The 19408-nt window shown below is 40.8% G+C and carries 20 protein-coding genes; 11 read left to right on the forward strand and 9 right to left on the reverse strand.

Going from position 1 to position 19408, the window contains the following annotated elements; all coding sequences use genetic code 11:
• Nucleotides 1–172: 172 nt before the first annotated feature.
• The gene (locus SJY38_RS01900; RefSeq protein WP_377109205.1) at nucleotides 173–577 is read left to right on the forward strand and encodes an NUDIX hydrolase; all 405 of its coding nucleotides are present in this window, start codon (nucleotides 173–175) and stop codon (nucleotides 575–577) included.
• On the opposite strand, the gene SJY38_RS01905 is transcribed toward SJY38_RS01900, so the two are convergent.
• The 4 genes from SJY38_RS01905 to SJY38_RS01920 form a co-directional block, all read right to left on the reverse strand.
• The gene (locus tag SJY38_RS01905) at nucleotides 567–1655 is read right to left on the reverse strand and encodes a polysaccharide lyase family 7 protein (RefSeq protein WP_377109206.1); all 1089 of its coding nucleotides are present in this window, start codon (nucleotides 1653–1655) and stop codon (nucleotides 567–569) included. The genes SJY38_RS01900 and SJY38_RS01905 overlap by 11 nt on opposite strands.
• A 128-nt stretch (nucleotides 1656–1783) precedes the next feature.
• Nucleotides 1784–2734, reverse strand: coding sequence for an alpha/beta fold hydrolase (locus SJY38_RS01910; protein WP_377109207.1), 951 nt, complete (start codon nucleotides 2732–2734; stop codon nucleotides 1784–1786).
• Between the two features lie 46 nt (nucleotides 2735–2780).
• Complete coding sequence (locus SJY38_RS01915; protein WP_126008777.1) at nucleotides 2781–3551, reverse strand: ABC transporter substrate-binding protein; 771 nt, start codon at nucleotides 3549–3551, stop codon at nucleotides 2781–2783.
• A gap of 94 nt (nucleotides 3552–3645) precedes the next feature.
• On the reverse strand, nucleotides 3646–4641 hold the full coding sequence (locus SJY38_RS01920; protein WP_377109208.1) for an AraC family transcriptional regulator ligand-binding domain-containing protein: 996 nt from the start codon (nucleotides 4639–4641) through the stop codon (nucleotides 3646–3648).
• Nucleotides 4642–4738: 97 nt separating this feature from the next.
• Between SJY38_RS01920 and SJY38_RS01925 the strand changes: the two genes are divergently transcribed.
• Nucleotides 4739–5185 (forward strand): SRPBCC family protein, encoded by a 447-nt coding sequence (locus SJY38_RS01925; RefSeq protein WP_377109209.1) that lies wholly within the window; start codon nucleotides 4739–4741, stop codon nucleotides 5183–5185.
• A complete protein-coding gene (locus SJY38_RS01930) occupies nucleotides 5182–6009 on the forward strand; it encodes a sterol desaturase family protein (protein ID WP_377109210.1) in 828 nt (275 codons plus the stop codon). Before SJY38_RS01925 ends, SJY38_RS01930 begins: the two co-directional genes overlap by 4 nt.
• A gap of 1 nt (nucleotide 6010) precedes the next feature.
• Here the strand turns inward: SJY38_RS01930 and SJY38_RS01935 are convergent, their stop codons facing one another.
• Both SJY38_RS01935 and SJY38_RS01940 read right to left on the reverse strand, forming a co-directional pair.
• Nucleotides 6011–6394 (reverse strand): hypothetical protein, encoded by a 384-nt coding sequence (locus SJY38_RS01935; RefSeq protein WP_004586056.1) that lies wholly within the window; start codon nucleotides 6392–6394, stop codon nucleotides 6011–6013.
• Entirely contained in the window at nucleotides 6391–6696 is a 306-nt protein-coding gene (locus tag SJY38_RS01940) for a hypothetical protein (RefSeq protein ID WP_036963831.1), read from the reverse strand. The genes SJY38_RS01935 and SJY38_RS01940 overlap by 4 nt, the downstream gene beginning before the upstream one ends.
• 271 nt (nucleotides 6697–6967) lie before the next feature.
• Between SJY38_RS01940 and SJY38_RS01945 the strand changes: the two genes are divergently transcribed.
• Together SJY38_RS01945 and SJY38_RS01950 are read left to right on the forward strand one after the other, a co-directional pair.
• Entirely contained in the window at nucleotides 6968–7387 is a 420-nt protein-coding gene (locus SJY38_RS01945; RefSeq protein ID WP_377109211.1) for a VOC family protein, read from the forward strand.
• A 153-nt stretch (nucleotides 7388–7540) separates the two neighbouring features.
• Nucleotides 7541–8326 carry a hypothetical protein gene (locus tag SJY38_RS01950; RefSeq protein WP_232423966.1) on the forward strand — a complete coding sequence of 262 codons (786 nt, stop codon included), beginning with the start codon at nucleotides 7541–7543 and terminating at the stop codon, nucleotides 8324–8326.
• 25 nt (nucleotides 8327–8351) lie between these two features.
• Here SJY38_RS01950 and SJY38_RS01955 read toward each other — a convergent pair whose 3' ends face one another.
• A complete protein-coding gene (locus SJY38_RS01955) occupies nucleotides 8352–9938 on the reverse strand; it encodes a diguanylate cyclase (protein WP_377109212.1) in 1587 nt (528 codons plus the stop codon).
• Nucleotides 9939–10232: 294 nt separating this feature from the next.
• Here SJY38_RS01955 and SJY38_RS01960 point away from each other — a divergent pair, with 294 nt between their 5' ends.
• Nucleotides 10233–10691, forward strand: a complete 459-nt coding sequence (locus SJY38_RS01960) for a DoxX family protein (protein ID WP_377109213.1) — start codon at nucleotides 10233–10235, stop codon at nucleotides 10689–10691.
• A 73-nt stretch (nucleotides 10692–10764) separates the two neighbouring features.
• Here SJY38_RS01960 and SJY38_RS01965 read toward each other — a convergent pair whose 3' ends face one another.
• Nucleotides 10765–13863: a beta-galactosidase gene (locus SJY38_RS01965; RefSeq protein ID WP_377109214.1), complete on the reverse strand. Its 3099-nt coding sequence runs from the start codon at nucleotides 13861–13863 to the stop codon at nucleotides 10765–10767.
• A gap of 112 nt (nucleotides 13864–13975) precedes the next feature.
• On the opposite strand from SJY38_RS01965, the gene SJY38_RS01970 reads away from it, so the two are divergent.
• Complete coding sequence (locus SJY38_RS01970; RefSeq protein ID WP_377109215.1) at nucleotides 13976–14803, forward strand: helix-turn-helix transcriptional regulator; 828 nt, start codon at nucleotides 13976–13978, stop codon at nucleotides 14801–14803.
• Here SJY38_RS01970 and SJY38_RS01975 read toward each other — a convergent pair.
• Complete coding sequence (locus SJY38_RS01975) at nucleotides 14800–15786, reverse strand: permease (RefSeq protein ID WP_054982782.1); 987 nt, start codon at nucleotides 15784–15786, stop codon at nucleotides 14800–14802. The two genes, SJY38_RS01970 and SJY38_RS01975, sit on opposite strands and share 4 nt — an antisense overlap.
• Nucleotides 15787–16027: 241 nt before the next feature.
• Here SJY38_RS01975 and SJY38_RS01980 point away from each other — a divergent pair, with 241 nt between their 5' ends.
• The 4 genes from SJY38_RS01980 to SJY38_RS01995 all read left to right on the forward strand — a co-directional run bounded on the left by SJY38_RS01980 (nucleotide 16028) and on the right by SJY38_RS01995 (nucleotide 19401).
• Nucleotides 16028–16321 carry a helix-turn-helix transcriptional regulator gene (locus SJY38_RS01980; RefSeq protein ID WP_024033207.1) on the forward strand — a complete coding sequence of 98 codons (294 nt, stop codon included), beginning with the start codon at nucleotides 16028–16030 and terminating at the stop codon, nucleotides 16319–16321.
• A gap of 116 nt (nucleotides 16322–16437) precedes the next feature.
• Nucleotides 16438–16746: a hypothetical protein gene (locus tag SJY38_RS01985; RefSeq protein WP_377109216.1), complete on the forward strand. Its 309-nt coding sequence runs from the start codon at nucleotides 16438–16440 to the stop codon at nucleotides 16744–16746.
• Between the two features lie 148 nt (nucleotides 16747–16894).
• Nucleotides 16895–18157 carry a TolC family protein gene (locus SJY38_RS01990; protein ID WP_377109217.1) on the forward strand — a complete coding sequence of 421 codons (1263 nt, stop codon included), beginning with the start codon at nucleotides 16895–16897 and terminating at the stop codon, nucleotides 18155–18157.
• Nucleotides 18154–19401 carry an efflux RND transporter periplasmic adaptor subunit gene (locus SJY38_RS01995; RefSeq protein WP_377109218.1) on the forward strand — a complete coding sequence of 416 codons (1248 nt, stop codon included), beginning with the start codon at nucleotides 18154–18156 and terminating at the stop codon, nucleotides 19399–19401. Before SJY38_RS01990 ends, SJY38_RS01995 begins: the two co-directional genes overlap by 4 nt.
• Nucleotides 19402–19408 lie beyond the last annotated feature (7 nt).

Below are 19408 nucleotides of genomic sequence, written 5' to 3' on the forward strand. Positions count from 1 at the left end.
ATACTAAATGTGTGTGAGAGACCTTACAAAAGGTAGGCTTTTTTTTAACCGATAGGTATTCGACTATGGTCGGCTAAAAGTTAAACAACACTTTGGGTTTTAAAATACAAAATTGACAATACAAAGCGTGTGGCTCAGCATGGCGCGCAATTAAAATAAGAGAAAACACAATATGAGTAACGTAGTAAGAGTAGGGGTTGCGGTTATTATAATGCGCCAAAACACTATTTTATTAGGTGAGCGAATAGGGGTGCATGGTGCAAATACATGGGCAACGCCTGGTGGGCATTTAGAATTTGGTGAAAGTGTTGAGCAGTGCGCAATACGCGAGGTATTTGAGGAAACAGGGCTAAATGTGAGTAAAATTACTAAGCTTGATTTTACTAACGATATTTTTAGTGCTGACAATAAACACTACATTACTTTATATGTAAAAGCCGATTACGAGAGCGGCGAGCCTGTGCTAAACGAGCCAAATAAATGTATGCAGTGGCGCTGGTGCGACATTAATAATTTACCATCGCCACTGTTTACATCACTTAAAAACTACTTAACTACAACAACGCTTACGGCTTAGTTGATGGGCTTAATACTAATTTTTTAAAGCTCACTTGGGCGTAATCACCATTTTGTTTGTCGGTGGCCCAATCGCCCGTGCCTAAACAACCTGGGTACCAAATGCCTTTAGCGCTTTTGGTGCTACATTGGTTATATGCACCCGCTTTAAAGTAATGCCAATCGGCAGCATAGCCATTAGGGTGATCTTTATCATCTACCTTGCCATAGGCATCTACGTTATTGCCTAAGTTAATTGCGTAATTAACGTCTTTTTTGCCTTGGGCGCTAAAGGTTAAGTACATCATGTTTTTATGCACGTTTACTGTGTAACTAAAGTCTTCGCCAAGCGCTATGCCCGCCACACCGGGATCGTCTGAGTTTTCCCAGGTATTCCCCCACACAGGGTATGTAATGTCGGTACGGTTAGGATCTTTTTTTGGTAAGTTACGTTCGTAGTTCCAAAAAACAGATCCGGTTTTATGGCCAGGCCATTTTTTATAATAAATTTTAAGTGGTTCGTTACCCCAGCCAAAACCCAGTTTTGTATCTATTAGGGCTTGATCTTTACCTGCGTGAATTTGCCCTACCACCACAGAATAAGCGGCTTTTTTATTAGGGTCGTTAGCGCGTAGTGCAACATGATCCACCTTTAGGGTGGCTTCCATTTTTCCGCCTACCGAGCCAAAACGCTCCGATAGCGGGTGTACAGCTAGGGCAAAGTTATTCTTTGAATTTTTAGTTTTTATTTTGGTATTGGTGCCGCGGATCATTTGTCTTAGTTCACTGCGGGTATTGGTTGAATTTGCACTGGTAAGCGCTTTATTTGGCGAGGTAAATACCATATAACCTTGATCATCAAGGTAGAAAAAATCAGGGTGCGCATAGGTTTGGATCTCTTCTACGTCTACGGTATCTATTTTTCCATCGTTATTGAGATCTACAGGTACGTTTATTTTCCATTGCGATAAATCAAATTTTGACGCAGGTACTGCGACATTACTATCAACAGGTGTACTAGTGCTGGCACAGCCCATAAATAGCAAAGGGGTAACAGCAGCCAGTGCTGTGAGTTTAAAGGTAGATGTTAGATTTTTCATTGTTGTCTCTGTGTGATGATATTAAAAATGAGCGATATTAACTTCGCTTAACTTTAATCTAACATACCAATTTAAAATATCAATATTACCAATTTTTTGTTTTCGTAGTTTTTATAGTGCCTTTTTGGTTATACCAAAGTGGTTTTTTGTTGCTGTTGTTTTTTGCGTTTTTTATTTAGGTGTTTGCGCTGTGCTTTTTTTACATGCTTAACTATCCACTTTGTCATAAGAGGCATAAGTTCTGGCGCAAAGTTATGGCCCATCCCAGGGACTACTCTTAGTTTGGCTTTTTTTATAAGGCTTGCCGTTTTTTTTGCTGCACTTACGGGTATTACCACATCGTCGCTACCATGAATTACTAAAGTAGGCGTTTTAATTTTACGAATTAAATGCTGCCTGTCTTTACTCGCGGCCATAGCAATAAGGTGGCGTTTGTAGCCACTTGGATTATGCGAGCGCTCTACAATTTGCGTTGCATGATGGCGAAGTGCGTCTTCTGATTGAGGGTAAGCGGGACTGCCAATAAGTTGGTTAAGTTTAATGTTGTAGTTTATTGCCTCATCACGGCTGGATGTTTTGGGCTTTAATTTGGCAAGCTTTATAAATACGCCAATGCTTTTGGCACTCAGCCTTGGCAGGCTAGAGCTTGACATAATAGTGGTTAAACTTAGCACCTTTTTTTTATGTTGAGCTGCAATTAGCTGAGCAATCATACCGCCCATAGAAGCACCTACAAAATGCGCTTTTTTTATTTTAAGCGCCGCCATAAGCGCCAATACATCGTTTGCCATATCATCAAGTAAATAGGGCGTTTGCGTGCGTATGGGCAGGCGTTTACTTAACCACGATTTAAATAAACTCGGGCTAGGGTGGTGCTCTAAATGAGTAGAAAGGCCAGTGTCGCGGTTATCAAAGCGTATAACCCTAAACCCTTTTTTTACTAAGGTGTAGTAAAGCGAGTCCGGCCACACGGTCATTTGTGCGCCTAAACCCATAATAAGTATGATTGCGGGGGCTTTTTTATCGCCTTCGTCTTGGTAACTGAGTTTTATACCCTGAGGTGTTTTAATTGTTCGCATAGCCAACTAGCAGTGTTTGCGTTGCTAAAATTATAGACCCTGTTTATTACAACTTGTTGGCAGTAGCCGGAAGCGGTAGCTGCCACTTGGTTAAAATAGCCTGATATTCGCCGTTTTCTTTTAGCGTGTTAAGTGCATGGCTAATAGCGCTTGCGGTGTGTTTATCTAGGGTTTTGTTGGCACTAAAATATAATTTTGAAGGGTAGTCGGTTAAATGAATTCGCTTAGTTATTAAATTGGGATTTAGGCCTGAGTGCTTTAGCTCGTTATTTAATGTAAGTGTATTGGTTAGTACAAAGTCGATGCGTTTTTTATAAAGCATTTGCCACAGTTGCTGATAGTAGCTTACAAGAACTAGGTTTTTGTCTTCAGTAAAACCGGCGTTTTTCAAATAGGTGGCACTTGAATAGCCACGTATTGTGGCCACTTGGTAAAATTTTGCGTGATTAAGGTGGGTAACTTCATCAGTACGGTTTTTTAAGCTAACTAAATAAGCATCGGCAAAGTATGACTCACCTAGCCAGGTGTATTGCCTTGCTCTAATGGGGGTTTTTAAAAGAGACAACGCAATTGCATTTGGGTTGTTTTCAAGCATTGTAAAAATACGCGCCATAGGAATTATTTCAAACTTGGCGGATAGCTTTGTGTGTTTAATGGTGGCTTTGGCTAAATCGACTAATGCGCCGTCGGGTTCGTTATTTTCATTTATAAAATGATAAGGCGGGAGATCTTCTGCTACAAAGGTAATGGTTTGTGCGTTGCACATGGCGCTATAAAGCATAAACACACAAATACTTAATACTACACGCACAAATATAACCCACATTTTTAATTATTATGCGCTCTAGTTTAAAGAGTGTTGATTAAAAGGTATACCATAAATGTTTATTTAATGTGAATAACACTGCGGTTCATTTACGTTTTAAAAATTGTGTGGGTGTGCAATGGTGCCATCGTAAAAAAGCACGATTAAACGAGCTCTGATCTTTAAAGCCTAACAGGTTAGCTAGTTCGCTAAGTGGGAGCGTGCCAATTAACGTGTGGGAGCGGTTTTTTCTTTCTTGTTCGAGCAATTGCGCAAAGGTTACATGTTGTTTTTTTAAATGTCGCTGTAGCGTGCGCGGTGTTACGTTTAGTGCGCTTGCAACTGCAATAAGCTGGCAATTTTGTAATGTTGTTTTTGCAATAAGTAGCTGTTTAACTTTTTCTGTTAAGCACTGCTGACTTTTAAAACGCGATAGCTGCTGTTGTGAAAGCTGCTTAAATGTAGCATTTACAATGGCGTTGTCGGTTTTAAAGGCAAGGTTTAAATAACTGCTCGGAAAGTTTATTTGGTTATGCGCTGCGCCGCTTATAACGGGGCATTTAAACCACGCTTCTAACTGTTGTGTGTGCCTTTTAGGCCAATTATGTATAAAGCTGATACTGCTTGGGCAAAGTGATGCGTTTATCAATTGGCGAATAACGCTTACCCACGCAGTCATGTTTCGTAATACTACTTGTTCATTACAATGAGGATGAGCATGCCAGCGCACCGTAGCGGTGTCTGCAACTTGCAAAAACTGCGCTTTACCAATATCTGCCACTAAGCTGTCGTAATTTAACAGTGCCTTTATAGCGCTACTTAGGGTATCGCTCGATTCTATTAAATAGCCCAATATACCGTAATCTGCGGGGCGAATGTGCATACCTAAAGTAAAACCAAACAGCGCATCGTTTAGCGCTTTTTGACCATACACAAGCAGCGCATTGTAACTTTGTAAACTAATACGGGGTGCTAATTGCTGACTATGCTGGCGACTAAATTCAGTAAACCCGATTGCCTTAAGAGCCGTATTAGAATCAATCCCTTGGGTTTGCAAGTAATCTAAAATGCTCGAAAAGTAATGATCAGCCAGTGTATGCATTTGTCGTCTAAAGCTAAAAAATGGTCGTGTATGAGCAAGCTTGCCATGTTCAATTTTTATATGCTAGTTACATGAGAAATTATCTTCGCTGTAAACAATGATCTTTATATCAATAAAACAAACGCTTAATGCAGATCCTTTGCAAATTATAACCACCTTGTTGGATCATCAGCAGTTAGATCGCTTTTTTAATGCCAAGTTTGAGCTAATAAAAACAGCAAATAGCGGTGAGCTAAAAGGCGGTAAAGGCGCTATTAGGCAAGTGAAAATGGCAAATGCCACGTTTAATGAGCGTATAATAATGGCTAACCCCAGCCACATTTGCTATCGAATAGAAGGTAATAAGCCTGTGGCGCACCATCAAGGTGATATTTATTTAGTTGCTAATAAAGGCGCTAAAAGTATCACTACTGAGCTTAATTATTGTATACGCTGCAAAGCGCCGTGGTGGCTGCCAAATGCTTTGCTAAAACACCTAATTAGTAAAGATATAACCCAGGCATTAAATAAACTGCAGCATTACTTTATGGCGGGCAAAGTATGAGCTCAGAAATTATTTTACTTGCCCTAAGCCCTGTTTTTTTAGTGTTTGTATGCTTTGAATTTGTAAAATTTAAGCGCTATTACAATATAAAAGACAGCCTAGCAAACACCGTTTTAGCCTTGTTGCACCAAGGCGCAGATGCAATGGCACTGCTGCTACTTATGCCATTTTTTTACATGCTTTACGAGTACCGTTTATTTGATATAAAGCTAAGTGTATTAAGCGTTGCTTTTGCATTTTTACTGCAAGATTTTTTGTACTATTGGTTTCATCGTGCGTCGCATCATATTCATTGGTTGTGGGCTGCGCATGTGGTGCACCACAGCTCCACTAAAATGAATTTTACCACTGCGTTTAGGCAAAGCATAATGTACCCAGTAGCCGGCATGTGGGTATTTTGGCTGCCTATGATACTGCTAGGGTTTGACCCTTTAACCGTATTTAGCGTAGTGGCACTTAATTTGGCGTATCAATTTTTTGTGCACACGCAAATAGTGGCTAAGTTAGGCTGGTTTGAAAGCGTATTTAATACGCCATCGCACCACAGGGTTCATCATGCAATTAATAAACGCTATCTTGATAAAAACTTTGCCGGTGTACTTATTATTTGGGATAAGTTGTTTGGCACCTTTGTAGAAGAAGACAAAAATCAGCCCTGTAAATACGGCATAGTAGGGCAGCTAAATAGCAATAACCCACTAATAATAACGTTTCATCAGTGGGCTCATTTATTAAAAAGTACCTATACGGCGAAAGGGTTAAAAGCTAAATGCAAAGTACTATTTGGCTACCCAACCAGTAGTGTTAAAGTTAAAAACGAGTGATTTAGCCAAGTGGCTTTTTACTTCTTGGCGCTCCGAGTAAAATAAACATATGGCAAATACAAATAGATAAAAACGCACTCACACCTAAGGCACCGCCATAACCATCAAGCTTTGGTACTAGGTATTCAAATAAAAACGAAAATAAAATAGATGAGCTGGCAACGGTATAAATACCAAATCGGTGTGGGGCGCTCATGCCTATAAATGTGCCGCCAAAAAACACGACTGAGTATAAGTCGGGGTTTAGGTTTAAAGCACTTAATAGTAAATAAGCAATAATAGAAAGCGAGGCCGATGCACGTATGCCGTCAAAACGATTATGTTTGGCTAAGTAAAACGTTAAAAACGCACCTAATAAGGCTATAAACGGGTATTCTAAATTCATAAAACCATTCCTTTGGCCAACATAAATAAAGCCACGCTTGCAAAGGCAACACTGCCAAGCTTACCGCCAAATCCGGTAAACATATTTATGGTAAGCACATATAGACTGGCGCCAATAACAGAAATTATGGCTATTTCCCAATAACTTGTAATTAAGTGTGTAGAGCACATGCCGGCAAAACTACCTGCGTAAATAGCCGCATAGGGATGGTTTTTAAACCGAGCAGGAAAAGGAATAAACGAGCCAATTAGCCCTGTAAGCGCCGCCGAAATAACTAAAGGCAATGCAAAAGTTGTGTGCATGGCAAAGCAGGCTACAAAGCCTAAAAAGAAGGTTATAAACTTTAAAAATAAGAATTTAATCATAGCAGCGCATTTTAAACTAATCCTTTTACGCTTTCTAACTATCTCTAATAAATAAAATGTGGGTGTTAGCGTTAAATGTTATTAAGGCTACTTTTTAAGCTGGGTTGGTATTAACTATGCTTATTTGTGGCTGTTAATGTTTCATAAATTATATTTTATGTATAATAGAGGTTATTAATATACAAATTTAAAAGATTAAAGGTAATTTATGTCTAACTGTTTGCACTTGGCTATACCCGCTGGCGATTTAAAAGTAGCGAAAACGTTTTACTGTGATGTGCTTGGCTGTAAAACAGGGAACAGCGAAGAAGGGCGCTGGGTAGACATAGACTTTTGGGGTAATGAGCTCACCTTACACCAAAGCGAAGAGCGCTTACCCACTGTTCGCCACGATGTAGATATGGGCGCAGTGGCGGTACCGCATTTTGGTATTCATTTATCAGAAGATGAATTTAAGGGTTTAAAAAAACGTATAGAAGATGCGGGGCTTGAATACCTAGATAAACCGTATCGCCGTTTTGTTGGTGATGAGTTTGAACAAGAAACCTTTTTTATTGAAGATCCAAACGGCAACGTGCTTGAAATGAAAACCATGGTAAACCCTGAGGTTTTATTTAAAAAAGCGTAAGCAATATTTATTAAAGAATAGGCCACTTTTGTAGTGGCCTTTTTTGTACCTATAGATGAAAATAATTACACCGTATGAGTGATATTTATTCACTCTACAGTACGGAATTTTAAACGTAGACTAACGCGCAACTCTCATACTTTATAGTTATTTATGTTGCTGTTAAAACTCACCATTGCGCCATTACTTTTATTATTTATTCACTTTGCTCAAAAACGCTTTGGCAGTTTTGTGAGCGGTATTATTCCGGGCTTGCCTATTACATCGGGCCCTATTTCGTATTTTATTGCGCTTGAGCAAGGTAAGTTATTTGCGAGTAACTCGGCTGTGGCGTCGCTGTATGGCATGAGCGGTATAGGCTTATTTTGTTTTTGTTATGCTGCCATGCTTGCAAAATACGGGGTAGTTAAAGCGCTGTTTGCTGCATTAACACTATGGTGCGCTTTTAGTGCATTTACCTTGTTATTGCCGGTGAATATTGCCTTTGCATCGGTGCTTTCGCTCAGTACTTTATTGGTGCTTGCGCTGGCATCGAGTAAGTTAAAATTTGCGCCCGATGCCAAACCTTTTACCGCTGCGTGGGAGCTGCCGCTAAAAATGTTACTGGTCAGCTGCTTTATTATGTTAGTTACGTTTATATCGGCAAAAATAGGGGCAATGTGGAGCGGGTTACTTTCTACTTTTCCGGTAATTTTGGCGGTTATGGGCAGTATTGCGCATGCAAGTGATAAAAAATACTCGGCGTATAAGGTGCTTAACGGCGGCATTATTGGCTCGTTAGGGGGCTGTGTGTTTTTTGCTGTGATTGCACTCGCGCTTAAGTTTGAATTTGTGATTTGGCAGGTGTATGCAGCGGCTGCAGTGTGCTCAACTTTATTTACCATTATTATGAGCCACTATGTAAACCGTAAACAATTTGCCAAGCCGGCTACGGTTTAATAGCAATAAGCAGTATTACTTAAATTTAGCCATCTACTAACGTGAGCGGTTTAACCTTTCGTTGTATTTTTTCGTGGTACATGGCGGTGTCGCCCGCTTTTAAAATTTCATCAATAGAGTGGGGCGGTTCACTAAATACGGTAGTACCCATACTCGCTTTAATGGCTATAGGGTCGTTGTTGTGATTTATTGTGAGCCTATTTAAGGCGGTTTTTAAATGATGAGTTTTAGGATTTACCTGCGCATTAGTATAAAAATGTGCAAGTACGACAAATTCATCACCGCCTAAGCGCCCTACAGCATCGCTGCTGCGAACACTGCTTTTTAAGCAACTGGCAACGTTGCATAAAACGTCATCGCCTACAGCATGGCCGTAGCTGTCGTTTATTTGTTTAAAGTCGTCTAAATCTATATACATCAAGCATAATACGCCGCCTTTTTTGGCGTGCATATTGATAAGCGCGGTTGATTTTTTAGCCCAGCCCCTGCGGTTTAAAATACCACAAAGGGGGTCGTAGTCTGCTTCGGTTTCGGCACGCTTTTGTGCAATTCGCATTCGGCTTATGCGCCTTGAAACCGCAACAGCTAATAAAAATGATTCAACCGCAAACGCTAACACAAACCCATAACGCTGCATAAACGGGCTTTGGTTAATAAGCAGCACCCTAAAAATCATACTTACTAATACAAAGCTAAGCGCTACAAATACGAGTGTTGCCTCGCGTACACCTTTGAGGGCTTGCATTGCTGCTAAAGTAAAAATAACAGCCACAATAAACAGCGAAGAATAAGCCATTATATGCCCTGCTATTGTCCAAAATAACAGGTCGGTAACGAGCATTTTAAGTACCGCGCATAGCATTACAGTACAGGCCAATGTTTTGAGCAGCTTAGTTAATTTAGGCCAGCGTTTATTAGTCTCGAGTAACGCAAGCATAAACCACGTGGCACTTAGTACGGTTAAGCCAATGCTAAGTAGGTATAAGTTAAAAATAACGCCAGATACATGCTGCGTTACAAATAAATACAGTTGCCCTTCTTGGAGTAAAATAAAGCTGCCAATACAAAAAATGTAAATGCTGTAGAGCTTAAATACACTTTCGTTAAGTCTATGTCCCATTATTAATACATAAAAAATAAGTGTAATGCACAAGCCATAAAATGAGCCCATAATCAGCGAATGTTGCTGTGCTTTTTTAAAATAAATATGAGTTGGCTGCCATTTAAACCGCGGTGTGTAATTAAGCTTTGATTCTAATGTTATTGTGGCTGTAAAAGCCCCCGAGTCCATTAAGTAGGCTACTTGCCCTGCTTTTAAGGGCGCTTTTACAGTGTTGTTTTGCTGCCAAGTAAAGCTATCTAGCCCCGGGCGTAAAAAGCTTAGTACGCCACCATTTTTAACAGAGCAACTTATTTGATATTGATTAACACCGCGTTGAGCAGTGAGTTCAGAAGGAGTATTTACCTTTAGCACAGAGACAGGCGTGGGTGAGTTTAAGTGCTTTATTTTACATGTATCGGCAGCATGAGAATCAAAAGTAATAAATAACGTGAGCAAAGTAATAAAAACAAAAAAGAGCGCCCCCTTATTTTTAGGTGGGAAAAACGTCAATCTATTACCTTTATAGCTCATAAGCGGATCCAATTTTTACTACTTTTTTTATACTAGCAGAACCGGACTATTTAGCTATTAGTTTACTGTTTAATAACGCTTAAAAGTGCGCCATTAAACTAGCTCCTGAGGTGTTTATGCCCGCTAAGTACAAAATAGCCGCAACTTAGTTAAGCAATTAAAAACACCATGTTGATAATTTGGCAATAATATTCGTATTAATTGTTTTAAATGATGATAGTAAACTGTACTCATTGGTTACTAGCCCTATTAACAATAAAACAGGATCACACTATGAAATACTTACACTCATTATTAAGCTCTAACGCAGGCATAGCAGCACTTATTTTACGTGTACCCGTTGGTTTAATTTTATCAGCGCACGGTGCACAAAAATTATTTGCTTGGTTTGGCGGCTACGGCCTTGAAGGCACAGGGCAGTGGATGGCAAGCATTGGCCTTGAGCCTGGCTATTGGCTTGCAATGATGGCAGGCAGCGCTGAATTTTTTGGCGGTATTGCCTTAGCCATTGGTTTATTAACGCGCCCAGCAGCTGTAGTTACGGCGTTTACTATGCTGATTGCGATATTTAGCGTGCACATTAGTCATGGTTTATTTGTAGCAAACAACGGCTATGAGTTCGCACTTACTTTGTTAGTTGCAACGGCTGCACTGGCTATACAAGGGGCAGGTAGCTTATCGTTTGATAACGTAATTGCTAAAAAGTTAGCGAACAAATCGCTGCCTCAGTAGTAATAAATAACAATTCAGTATTAAAAAATAGCGGCTAAATTAGCCGCTATTTTTGTATGGATTAAGCGCTGTTTTATTTAGCACTAAATTTTAAAGAGTAGTTGTATTGCTTTTGCTCTAGTAAATACTCTTTATGGGTACTTGGGCTCCACGAGTCATCGCCGCCAACCCCCATATGTTGATGGTCAATATGCACATGTAAGCAATCATCAGCTACTAGCTCATTGGTGTGCTTTGCTTGCGTTAACATGCTTTGTGAGTACTCGCTGGCGGCAAATAAAAACGCACCAGTTACGGTTAAATTATTAATGCTAAGTAATTGGCAATCACTACGTACGCCATTATCGGTTGGGAATATATACGGTGTATGTAGCTCATTATATTGTGCGCTGTAAAACCCTAAGCGCGCAGCCGCTTTACGATCTGGATAGTTTTCAAATGGGCCTAAACCAAGCCAATTTACTTGTGTATCGCTTGGTTTATTAAGCGTTGTGCTTAACCCTATGCGTGGCATGGGCGGGAGAGTATCGTTTAGTTGTACATCAACTTTTAAGCTAATTTCACCGGTATTATAAAGTGTATAAAGCCAAGTTGTTTTTGCTTGTACTGCGCCATTAAATTCATAACTAAATACACAGGTAATACGTATATCTACGGTTGATTGCACTACTTCAAACGAGCGACATGTACGCTGCCACTGCCCAATACCCGCTCTTAACCAGCGTGCTTCCCATGCGTTAGGGTCTAGGTTGTCTACTTCGCTTACGCCTATATCGTTATCAAGCGGGGCACGGTAAAAATTATCAACCAATGGGCTATAAATAACTTGGGTTTGATTGTGTAACCATTGCTCAATAAGGCCTGATTGGCTATTAAACACAAGTTTAAAGGTATCGCCTTCAATATTTAGCTGTGTGTTGGTTTCGCTAATATTTAGTGCGCCGTGCGTTGAGGCGTTTGCTATAGCAGGCGAAAATGCATTAGCGCTTAAACTTTGGCTATTTATAAGCTTAAATTGCTCGGTGTTTAATACATGCTCGGCATTTGCAAAGCTTGAGTCGTTAATCAGCGCAACATCTAAATTAAGGTGATATTGCGCACCTGCTTTAAACACCGTTTTTGTATTAATCGTTAGCGTTTGCGTGCTTTGTGGAGCAATATTAATAATTTGCTCGCCTTGCTCTACACATTGGCCATTTTCTATTAACTGCCAAATAAGCTTTTCGTTATCGGTTGCTCTAAATACATAATCGCTAAATACATCAACGGTGTATTGGTTTTGAGTTTGCTCTCGCAGCGTAAATTGTAAATGTTGCTGGCTGTATTTAGCTTCAAACAGGCTTGGGTGCGGTGTACGGTCTGGGAATAATAAGCCGTTTATACAAAATTGGCGGTCATTTAGTTCATCACCAAAATCGCCACCGTAAGCCCAATAATGCTTACCGTTTTCATCAGTTTTAGATAAACCTTGGTCTACCCAATCCCAAATAAAGCCACCTTGCAAACGCGGGTATTCTCTAAATGCTTGCCAGTAATCATCAAAGCTACCTAGGCTGTTACCCATTGCATGGGCGTATTCACATAAAATAAGTGGGCGCGTTTCACCCGGTAGGCTTAACCACTTTTTAATAGAGTATTTAGGTACGGCGTCGTCGGCAATATGGGTATCTACACGGGCATACATAGGGCAAATAATATCGGTTGCTGTGGTATTTGCGCCGCCACCTTCGTATTGCACTGGGCGCGATGGGTCAAAGCTTTTAGACCAGCCGTACATCGAATCGTGGTTGGCACCGTGCCCGCACTCATTACCCAATGACCAAATAATAATAGAGGCGTGGTTTTTATCGCGCTCAACCATTTGCGTATAGCGCGACATAAATGCGCCAGCCCACTGCGGATCGCTTGCAAGCCTTCCCATAGGAAACATACCGTGAGTTTCTATATTGGCTTCGTCTACTACGTATAAACCTAGCTCGTCACACAGCTCGTAAAAACGAGGGTGGTTAGGGTAGTGAGCGGTACGTACAGCATTAAAGTTATTTTGCTTCATCAGCTTAATATCTTCAATCATGTCGGTGGTACTCACCGTGTGGCCGTTTTCTGGGTGATGCTCGTGGCGATTAACACCGCGAATAAGCAGCGGTTTGCCGTTTAAGCAAAGCTGCCCGTTGAGCATTTCTACTTTTCTAAAGCCAATGTTATAGGCTTCTACGTCTACTGTATTGCCTTGCTCATCTAGTAAGCTTACAACGCAGCGGTATAAGGTTGGCGTTTCGGCGGTCCATTTTTTAGGGCTTTGTATATCAATTGTTTGAAATACGACATCGCACCAGCCGCCTTTTTCATCAACACGTTTATTGTTAGTGCTTTGTATGTGTGGCTCACATAGCGCCTGTTCCCTATCAAAAACTTGCACGGCTACTTGGTAGTTATTTGGCGCATCTATTGCGGTTTTTATATGTAGCGCTGCATCGCGGTAGCAGGCGTCTAAATCTGGGGTTATAAATACATCACGTATTTGGTGTTGCGGTTTAGTAAGTAAATTAACATCGCGGAATATACCGCTTAGCCACCACATGTCTTGATCTTCTAGGTAACTGCCATCGCTCCAGCGAATAACCATAACCGCAATGCGATTAGTACCTGCAATTAACAGCTCGCTTAAATCAAATTCGCTGGGTAAGCGGCTATCTTGCGAGTAGCCCACCCATTGCCCGTTACACCAAAGATGAAACGCCGAGTTTACGCCTTCAAAAATAATATGGTTACGCTGCGCTAATTGATCTGCCGTAACAGTAAACTCAGTACGATAGCAACCTGTTGGGTTATCGCTTGGTACAAATGGCGGGTTTACTGCAAAGGGGTATTTAACGTTACAGTAAATAGGTTTATCAAAGCCGTGTAATTGCCAGTTAGAAGGCACTGGAATACTTTGCCAGTCGCTGGCGAGTGCCTCACTTAGTAATGACTCATCAACCGCTTCGGGTTTATCAAATAATTTAAAATCCCACTGGCCGTTTAAACTTTGTTTTTGTGATTGTGTGTTTGTACGGGCATGGTCAACGCTTTTAAAACCATTAAGTGGGCTGTGCGCTTTTATTTGATTAACTTGCACCGAAATTGGGTTTTCCCAATCGCGGCGGTTAATTATGTGCTGTAGTGAGTTCATTCGTGTCCTATTGCATGTGTGGCAATTATAGTGGCTTAAATATAGCTAAAATAGCGCGTTGCGGTTATGCTTAAAGCTCTCTTTTATTTATCCAAAACTATCATTTTAAATTATGCGCAACACCATTGTAGATGTACTCGATATTGGCCCAGAGTGTACAGAGCGGTTTATTGATTTAAACACGCTTTCGCAAATGCCAAGCCTTGAAATAGAGCTGGCAGGTTGCTCAAATTTATTGGGTGACTATTGTGTTGCACGTACTAACCCGCTTGAACACACTCTTTTTTATACTTTGGCTGGCCAGGGCTCGCTAAAAACCATTAATAACCAATATGCACTTGCCGAAAATAGCTTAGCTATACTGCCTGCAAGGCAAAGTTTTGAGGTAGAAATAGCGAGCGAAAAATGGGATGTGATTTGGCTAAACCTTGCAAACACCAAGCGTTGGCAACATTTAAATTTAGCGCAGGCTAAAGTATTAACTAATCAGCAGTTAGCGCCATTACATTTAGCTATGGAGCTTTTATACAGCGAGACAAACGCTACTTTGCGCGAAAGCGTAATGCCTATTTTAAGCCACTACTTAAATACTACGCTTCAAAGCGAGCCGCAAATAGGCGGGCAAAATAGATTAACCAGCTTGTTTTTAGAAGTAGAAGAGCGCCTGCAATTTGATTGGACAATAGAGGCTATGTGCGAACAAGTACATTACTCAGCACCGCATTTACACAGGTTATGCCAGGCACAATTTGGTAAAAGCCCAATGCAGCAGCTTATTTACTTACGTATTAAACGGGCTAAAAACTTGCTACTAAATACCCGCTGGCCGGTTGCCCATATTGCCGCTTATGTGGGGTACCCTAATATATTTAATTTTTCAAAACGGTTTAAAAAATCAGTGGGCGTGTCACCCACTGAGTTTAGAAAAATGAGCATTTAAAAAATAGCTTGGTATAAAAAGCCTGCACCAATAGCCATAGTAATAATGACAAACAAAAAGGCGGCTATCATTTGGTTTTTAAAAATTGATTTAAGCAAAATAACTTCTGTTAAGCTTGCGCCCGCGCTGCCAATTATTAATGCCATTACCGAGCCAAGCGCCATGCCTTTTTTGACCAATGCGGCACTTAGCGGAATAACGGCTTCGGCTCTAATATAAAGTGGAATACCAATAATGGCTGCAATAGGAATGGCATACCACATACCATCGCCCGCATATTTAGCAATTAGCTCGGTAGGAATAAAGCCATAAATAAACGAGCCTATTGCTACCCCTAGCATTAAGTACGGAAACACCTGTTTAAAGTCTTTAAAGGTTGCATGCCACACTTTTACCCAGCGATTAGGCTGCGCTTTTTTAGTAGGCTCTATTGCTTTAGGTTCGCCGCAGCTTGTGGTTGCACAGCTTGGCTCAACTTCTTTAGGCTCACTACAGCTTGGTTTTGCGCAGCTACTAGTAGATTCTGTGCTGTAAGCTTCTGGTTTTACATACCTTTCAAAGCCTAGCTTTTCAAGGGTATAGCCTGCTACAACCGACACCACCATAGCCACTAAAAAGTAAAATAAAGCGACCTGCCAGCCAAAGGTAATTACAAATAACCCAATGATCACCGGGTTAAGTAGCGGGCTGCCAAATAAAAATACCATCATAGGGCCAAAGCCCGCTCTCGCTCTTAATAATCCTTTTAAAAACGGAATGGTTGAGCACGAACAAAATGGTGTAATAGCCCCCAATAAAGCAGCAACAACGTAACCCTTACCGTTTTTTGAACTTAAAATGGATTGAATTTTTTCGGGTGTTATAAATAGCTGTAAAACACCTACTAAATAACTAATAACAATAAATAAAATAGTTAACTCTGTGGCTAAAAAGGCAAACATGCCTAACGCCTCTTTTGCCATTGCTAGCATTTCATTACTCATAACGCACTCCAAAGTACACAAGGTATAACTTACGTTAAGTAAGTTATATTTCGAATTTTATAGAAGTATATTGATGAGCAATAGCATCGTCAATACTTTATTTCTAGATATATAGAAATGGTTTTTATACCCTTGTTTTTAAATGTTTTATTTTTAACTTTTAAGGTAACTTGCTAATAAAGCTGTATTTAAAGATTCAAATTGTTATTATTTCTAATAATTTAGAAATTACGAGGTTGTAATGGAAATTATCGACGTTGCAAAAGCATTAAAAGAATTAGGCCATCCTACGCGTTTAACTATATATAAGCGTGTAGTTAAAGCAGGGCACACTGGAATTAGTGTTGGCAATATACAAGAAGAGCTAAGCATGGCGGGCTCTACACTTTCGCACCATATATCGGGCTTAGTTAACGCTGGGCTAATTAGCCAAAGGCGCGAAGGGCGCACGCTTTATTGCGTGGCTATGTACCAGCGCTTAGACGATGTAATTGGTTTTTTACAAAACGAATGTTGTGTAGACGAAGGGCAGTAAACTTTTATCAACGGTTTTGCGCGTTGTTTATTGACCTCAAGACGCGTGCGGGTTTAATATTCCGCTGTTCCTAGTTTGTAAAATAGGAACCTACTTTAAATTTAATTAGGTAATGGATGCGCTCAAACTACTTTTTAGTCGTGATACTTCTTGTGCTTGTACACAGCTTTATTAGCTGTGATGCTGCCGCGTATCATTTACAAGAAGAAGTCGATCATGCTTCGCACGTTCAGTCTGTGGCCGATACAGACGATGAAGACGCGCAACCACCTACCGAAATTCATGCCCATCAACATTGCCACTGTGGTTACTACAGTACACTAAATCAATCTATAAACCCTGAAAAAAGCCAAGCAGCTCAGCCTGCTTGCTACAATGGTTTAAATTACCCACCAGATGTTCCGCCACCCAATTTTTATAGCTAGTTTTTAATTTTAAACACTTTGTATATAACTGCCTGCGCCTGTGCGCTACAAGGCTAGTTATGTACATATTTAGGTTGCTTAATCGCGCTTGTTTTTAAAATAGGCATAGTGATTAAGCCAACTCTGTTTGTTAAAACGGATATGCTATATGAACAAAAAACTACTTATGCTGGTGGCGCTACTGTGTGCACTACCAACACTGAGCGCTTTGGCAAAAAGCGAGCCTCAAAACGTATTAACGCTAAAGCAAGCGCTTAAAAATACTGAGCAGCAAAACTTACAGCTTAAACGCTACCCGTACCATCAAAAAATATTAACCGCGCTTAAAAGCCAAGCCGCGCTTTCACCTAACCCTGAGCTGAGCTTTGAAGCTGAAAACTTTTTAGGAACTCATGGCTCTCATGCGTTTTCGGGGGCGCAGTACACCCTGGCTTTGAGCCAGTTAATTGAGCTTGGCGATAAACGCCAAAATCGTATTAATTACGCTACTGCAAATATAAAAGCGCAAACAATTGAGTATAAAAATACTCGGTTAGCACTTTTAGCAACCACCGCTGAGCGTTATTACCAAGTGCTAAAATTTCAGGCGTTAATTGCACTAAACAGTGAGCGTAAAAACACTGTTAAGCAGGCTCTCAACGCAATTGAAAAACGCGCTAAAGCCGGTGCGGTCTCAAGTGCTGATGTAACCCGCATGCGTTATGCATTAAGCCAAGTAGATTTAAACACGGCCATGCTACAAAGTGAATTTGAGCGCTCTCGCTTAGCACTCAATGAGCTTTGGCAAGAGGAGCAAGTGAGTGATTACTATGCGGGCGATTTATCACAAATAGCTGCTATTAAAAGTGAAGCAGCGTTACTTGATATGGTAAATACAGCACCAGAATTTGCACTGCTACAGCAGAAATACATGCAACAAACGGCTAATTTAGCACTGCAAAAATCAACGGGTCAAAGTGATTTAACCCTTGGTGGTGGTGTGCGTTACAACCAGCAAACTGATGCCAGCTCGTTAGTGTTTTCGTTTTCAATGCCGCTGCAATTAAGTAATGCTAATGGCGGTAATATTGAGGCTGCGCAGCATCAACTTACGCTACTTAATGAGCAACAAGGGCAATTACGCTTACAGTTACGTAAGCAAATACGCACGCTCTATGCGTATTACCAAGGTAAAGCGGCGCAAGCACAGCTTTTAACACAGCAGGTTATTCCACAAGCGCAAACGCTTATAAAACAAAGTTTAAAAAGCTATCAACAAGGGCGAATATCGGTATTGCAATTACTCGATGCACAGCAAGCTTTATTTGATTCTAAACGTGCACTTATCATAACGCATAGCGAGCTATATCAAGCGCTCCTTACCCTTGAGCGTTTAACTGGCCAACCTTTAATTGAGACTCATCAATCATGAATAAAACTCTTATCGCATTATTAATTACGCAATTATTTACACTCCCATTTTTAAGTAGCACGGCTATGGCGTCGGCTAATCATCACGCAGAAGGTCACGAACAAGGCCATGAAGACGAACACACACAAAAAGGCCCACACGGCGGCTTTTTACTAACCAATAACACACTTAATTTAGAGCTTAAATTAACCCAGTTTGCCGGTAATACTGAGCTGCGAATATATGGGTTTAAGAACGGTAAAGCCGTTGATATAAACCAGTTAGAGGTAACCATAAACGTGCAGCGTTTAAGTGAAGCGCCAAAGCTTATTCGCTTTAAAGCTGAAGGTGACTATTTAGTAAGTACCGTGAGCGTAAACGAGCCGCATTCTTTTAAGCTTGATGTAATGGCTCGCTATAAAGGCGCTGAAATAAATTATCATTATGAGCAAGGAGAAGGGCGCACAACGCTAAGCGAGAAAGCAATTGAACGCGCTGGTATTAAAACTGACATTGCAAAAGCAGGTAGCGTTGAGCTAACCGATACTCTATTTGGTGTTATAGCGCCCACTGCGCAGAGCACTGTTGAAGTAATGGCGCCTTATACCGGGTTAGTTAACGATATTTTTGTAAGCATTGGTCAAAACGTTAAAAAAGGCGATAAGCTTGCCAGCATAACCAACCGCGAAACCCTACAAAATTACACCATAAAAAGCCCAATTACAGGCGTTATTACTGAGCAATATTTAAAGCGCGGCGAGCTTGCCAGTAGCGCTTTAATGCAAATAGTAAACCTTGAAACCGTATGGGTGGAGCTGTCGGCCTTTCCCGATAACATTGAAAAGCTCGCCATAGGGCAAAGCGCTACAGTGTATGACTTACATCATCATTTAAATGCCCAAGGTGAGGTGTTTTACATAGCCCCAATGATGAGTGGCGGGCATATTGCGCGTGCGCGAATCGAGCTTAAAAACCCTGATGGCCATTGGCGACCTGGTATGCATGTTAATAGCGACATTAGTACTGCAAAAGTAGATACGGCTGTACGCGTTAAAGCGATTGCTATTCAGGAATTTAACGGCAAACCTAGCGTGTTTATAAAAAGTGGCAATGTGTTTGAAGTACGCCCAGTAAAACTCGGTGCTAAAAACAGCGAATGGGTAGAAGTGCTTGAAGGACTTTCGCCAAACAGTGAGTACGTAACTGAGAATAGTTATGTAATTAAAGCCGATATTTTAAAAAGCGGCGCAAGTCACTCTCACTAGGAGGTAG

Source organism: Pseudoalteromonas sp. R86517, from assembly GCF_042466295.1.
Lineage (GTDB): Bacteria > Pseudomonadota > Gammaproteobacteria > Enterobacterales > Alteromonadaceae > Pseudoalteromonas > Pseudoalteromonas atlantica.